This window comes from Arenibacter nanhaiticus (genome assembly GCF_900141935.1).
GTDB classification, from domain to species: Bacteria; Bacteroidota; Bacteroidia; order Flavobacteriales; family Flavobacteriaceae; genus Arenibacter; species Arenibacter nanhaiticus.
On sequence record NZ_FQYX01000001.1, the window covers coordinates 1 to 4,670 of the forward strand.

At 44.6% G+C, this 4,670-nt stretch carries 1 pseudogene; it reads right to left on the reverse strand.

The annotated features are described in order from the left end of the window. Positions 1 to 4,670: pseudogene (locus BUA16_RS18535) on the reverse strand (hypothetical protein); the annotation flags it as partial.

Consider the following 4,670-nt stretch of genomic DNA (forward strand, 5'->3'; position numbering starts at 1 on the left):
GCTACACCGGTACCGGTCGCGGTAAAGGAATATTTGTTCCCTGTTGAGGTACATTGATCGGCAGCAAAGGCTGGGGCGGTAACGGTAGGCATGGCATCTGCGGCGATAACCACATCGATCATAAAAGTACAGTCATTGGTATCTTTAACCCACACGTCCCAATTAAGGTTTGTAGCAGGATCTAGGACAGCACTGGCGTTAGCGGTATAGTTCGCAAGAGCCGGAGCCACTCCGTCTTCTACAAAGGCATAGGTATAGGCTGGCGTTCCACCACTTGCTTTTACGGTTACTTGTGCACCAATGTTGCAGTTGGCAGGGACGTTTTTGGTTACCGACAGATTTAAGGCTGCTGCCGGAGATGCAATGGTCACGGTATTGGAAACAATATCACAGAACGGAGTGTCGGTAGCCGTTATTTCTACATAATAATTACCGGCACTCATATTCGGAATGGCCAATACGCCTGGGGCAACACCTGTATTGGTAATCGTAGTTGAGGTTCCATTGCTGTAGAATACCTCATAGGAATAGTTTCCGGTGTAACCGCTCAGGTTAATCTCCACTTCACCGTCATTACCGCCAAAACAACTTACTGCTTGCGTAGCGGTAGCGTTTACCTTTATGGTGTTATAAGGAGCGACTGTATAGGGCGCTGTAGTGAAATAACACCCGGTCACATTATCGGTCACCCTAAAGGTATAATCCCCCGTAGTGGTCAGCTCATAGGTAGCAGTAGCGCCTGCTACCGAAGTCTGTGTACCTATCGGATTACCCAAAGGCAACAATTCATAGGTAAAGTCGCCCGATCCACCGGTTACGGTTAATAGTACCTCTTCGTCATTATCACAAGTAATGGCAGTTTGTTGGGCTACGGTTACATCGGTAATAGTGGGTAATGGATTTATAGTCACCGTATCCGTATCGGTACATCCGTTAGCGTCTTTGACGGTAACATTAAAAGATTGACTGACACCGGTATCGGATATATTAAAAGTATTGGAAGCAAAGAAATTTATGCCATCAATACTGTATGTATAAGGAGCTGTCCCTGTTGTAGGAATATCAGCTGTAATCACCGCTTGTGATACGGAATTGTCGGCTGCACAGGCAAAATTGGTGGCACTGGCGCTCGCCACTAATTCACTAGGTTCGTCAATAGTAAAGGGAAGGTCCGTTTTACAAAGTCTTACAGACCTGACCCGTACGATATAATCGCCCTGAGATAGGTTTTTAAAAACATTGGAAAACCTTGGTAAAGATAATGGGGTCAAACCTGTACTATCAAATAATTGATAGGTGTAGGGCGGATTGTCCATACTCGGGTCTAGGTTCACGATAATTGAACCATCATTGGCACCATAGCAACTAATATCTTTTATCTCTCCAATTGCGGCAACTACGGCCTTTGGAACCTCTAAGGTAATTTCTACAGAGGCATCACAACCCACGGCAACATTATCATATACATATGCTCTATAGGTTCCTGGGGTAAGACCACTGAATGTAGGAGATATTTGCTTAGGTCGAATGATATTGTCTGATGTATCCCTGAGCTCAAATCTGTAATTTAATATGTTACCGCCATAAGCTTTTAGCTTAATTTCCCCGTCATCCATAAGTAAGGCATCACAGGATGGCGTTACCGATACTTCGGCAGATAATGAGGTTGGAGGGTAGATATCTATATTTTGCGTGTTGCCACAACCATTGGCATCCCTAATGATTACGGTATGGGTTCCAGAACTTAATCCGGTAAAACTAAATGTATTTGGCGCACCAGAGAAGGTCACTGGCTGAAATGCACCACCATCCAAGCTAAGGAAATACGGTTGTACTCCAGCATTGGTCAATTCCACTTCAATAGTAAAATCACCTTCTACTGTCGCACATTGGTTGGGTACCGATAAGCTAATGGCCGGAGAAGGATCTTCAACAACGGTGACAGCAACAGATTGTATACAATTGTTAGCATCTTTAACATATACCCTATAGGTTTCTGCGTTATTATTAAATATTCCTGTGGTATTGGTTCCTGTCCATGTTGTTGCGGTAGGAGCCACTGCCGAAGCCAATTCCAATTGGAATAAGTATGGGCCCTGCCCGTATTTTGCCTTGGCCGTAATAGTCCCTGAATTATTTTTACAGCTATTGGCATTTGTAGCCGTAGCCGTAATCTCTAATGAGGCAGGAGACTGCTCTATTATAAAGGTGTCAGACGCGCTAACACAACCAGCACCATTAACTTCGGTGAATAATATATAATAGTCACCTGGAGCAATACTACTCAAGGTTTCGGTTCTTGAAGCACCTGGTATAAGGGCTGTGGAACTACCGGAAATTCCGGTGGAAGTATGGGTTGTTGCATTGAAAATTTCAAAGTCTACCTGAGTACCGGTATAACTGTGAAAGGTAAATTCTACGGTACCGTCCGCAGCACCAAAGCAACTTACATTGGTAGCAGCATCTACGGTTGATATTAAGGAGGAGCTAGATGCAACTGGTACGGTCGCTTCTTGGGTATATTCGCAAGCGGTGTCGGTATCGTACACCACAAAGGTATAGGTAACCCCAGGGGTTAAGCCTGTAAAATTATGGGAATTATCCGGTGCAGGAAAGGCATCCTCGGGGTACCAAGCCGGATCGGCCGCATTAAATGCAGGTGCCGGAAAGATGGCAAAATAGAAAGTTCCTGTTCCTAAGGTTCCATTACTTGCAGCAGCTTCTACCAACATTTCACCACTTCCAGGAAGACATCCCGCAGCACCAGAGGTTGTTATAAGAACATCTGGACCGGTGGTAATCGTTACTGTAGAAGTATTTTCACAACCATTACTGTCAATTATCCTAATAGTATAATCACCAAAATTGAGCCCAGAGAAAGTATGGTCATTTGTCCCGGATGCCGTATCATAGGAATCGGTATAGGAATAATCATTGTTGTTTATTTCATAGATATAAGTCGATGTTCCACCACTGGCATCAACTGTAATGGTGCCCATAATGTTTGAGGTTGCAGAACAAGATAAGTTTGTGTGTGTAATATTGGGGGTTATTGCCGTAGGTTCTGAAATTGTTTCATTGGTTGTTACAGAACATCCCTTATCATCGGTCAAGGTAATTTGATAATCTCCGGCCGGTAATCCATTGGTCCGGTTACCATAATCGGTACCTGAAATAGTTTCTAAAATCTGAATGGTATACGGAGCCACCCCCACACTAGTATCAACAACAATGTCTAATGATCCTGTATTGTCCCCATTACAAAGGACATGGGTAGGGGTTACGCTTGTAATAACAGGATTGTTGGCCGGTGTAACGGTCACTGTGTTAGATTGCGTAATACAACCTCTGGAGTCGGTTATTCTAAACCTATAAGTACCTGCAGTAGCGCTACTATACGGGAAGCCACCTGTATAGGCCACATATCCAGCACCGTTTACATTTACTTCGTAGGTATAGGCAGGATAGCCACCACTTACGGCTACATTTATTTCGGCATTTGGACTAACAGAACAGTCAAGGTCCTTTGTAAGCACGGCATTGGCAGTAAGTTCTGGTTCAATAGTGAACTGTACGGTATCTGTACATCCATTGCTATCCATAACCGTAAAGTCATAGGTAGCGGGAGTTAGGTCTGCAAATGTATTAGAAGTCTGGGTTGGACCACCGTTGATACTGTAATAATAAGGAGCTTTTCCTGCACTGGCACCTACCACCACTGTGGCAAGTTTAGAAGAGGAATAGCAAAGGTCAGATGTGGCATCTATACTGGCAATGGGATTGGCAGGAGTTGTAATATCAAAAGTATCTGTTAAGACACATCCACCGGCATCGGTAACACGGATGGTATAAGTTCCATCTTGGCTAAGTCCAGTGAAGGTATTGTTTGCTTGTGGACCTAAAACAGTACTGTCTGGTTGTTCAATTTCATAGATATATCCTCCCCAGCCATCGGTAGCCGTAATAGTCACGGAACCATCATCGAGGCAGGTTTTAGGGCTTACTACATGCGTAAAGGCCATGGCCGCTACTGGCTCATTAACGGTAACAGTAGCTGTATCGGTACAGTTGGTGGTATCATCAGTCACCGATATGGTATAATTACCGGCTAAAAGACTATTAAAGTTTAGGGAATTGCTAGCGATACCAGTTTGTGACGGTATAGTCGTTGGTCCGCTTACCGAATAGCTATAAGTAGTCGTAAATCCGGTTACCTGATACTGAATACTACCATCGGCACTGCCTTGGCAACTGACGTCTTTGGTTGAATTTCCTGTAACGTCTATAGGAGCTACTGGTGTTATGGTAAAGTTTTCGTCGTAGAAACACCCTTTGGCATCGGTCACCCTAAAAGTATAGGTATCCGGGGCCAGGTCGGTAAATATATTGTTGTTGCCGTTGGCCACAGCGGCTGGGGCAATAATTTCATAGGTCAAAGCGCCGCTTCCTCCAGTTACCGTAAGCGTCACATCGGAAGTTTGGGTTGGGCAGTTTGGCGCCGTTGCACTAAAAGTAATATCGGTCGGCGGGGTCAGGGGGTCAATGGTGATAGGCCTGGTGGCAGTACAATCATTGGCATCCTTAACGGTAAGGGTATAATTCCCGTCCTTAAGTCCAGCAAAAGAATTGGATGCACCAAAATTGGTGCCGTCAATGCTATAGGTATAGGG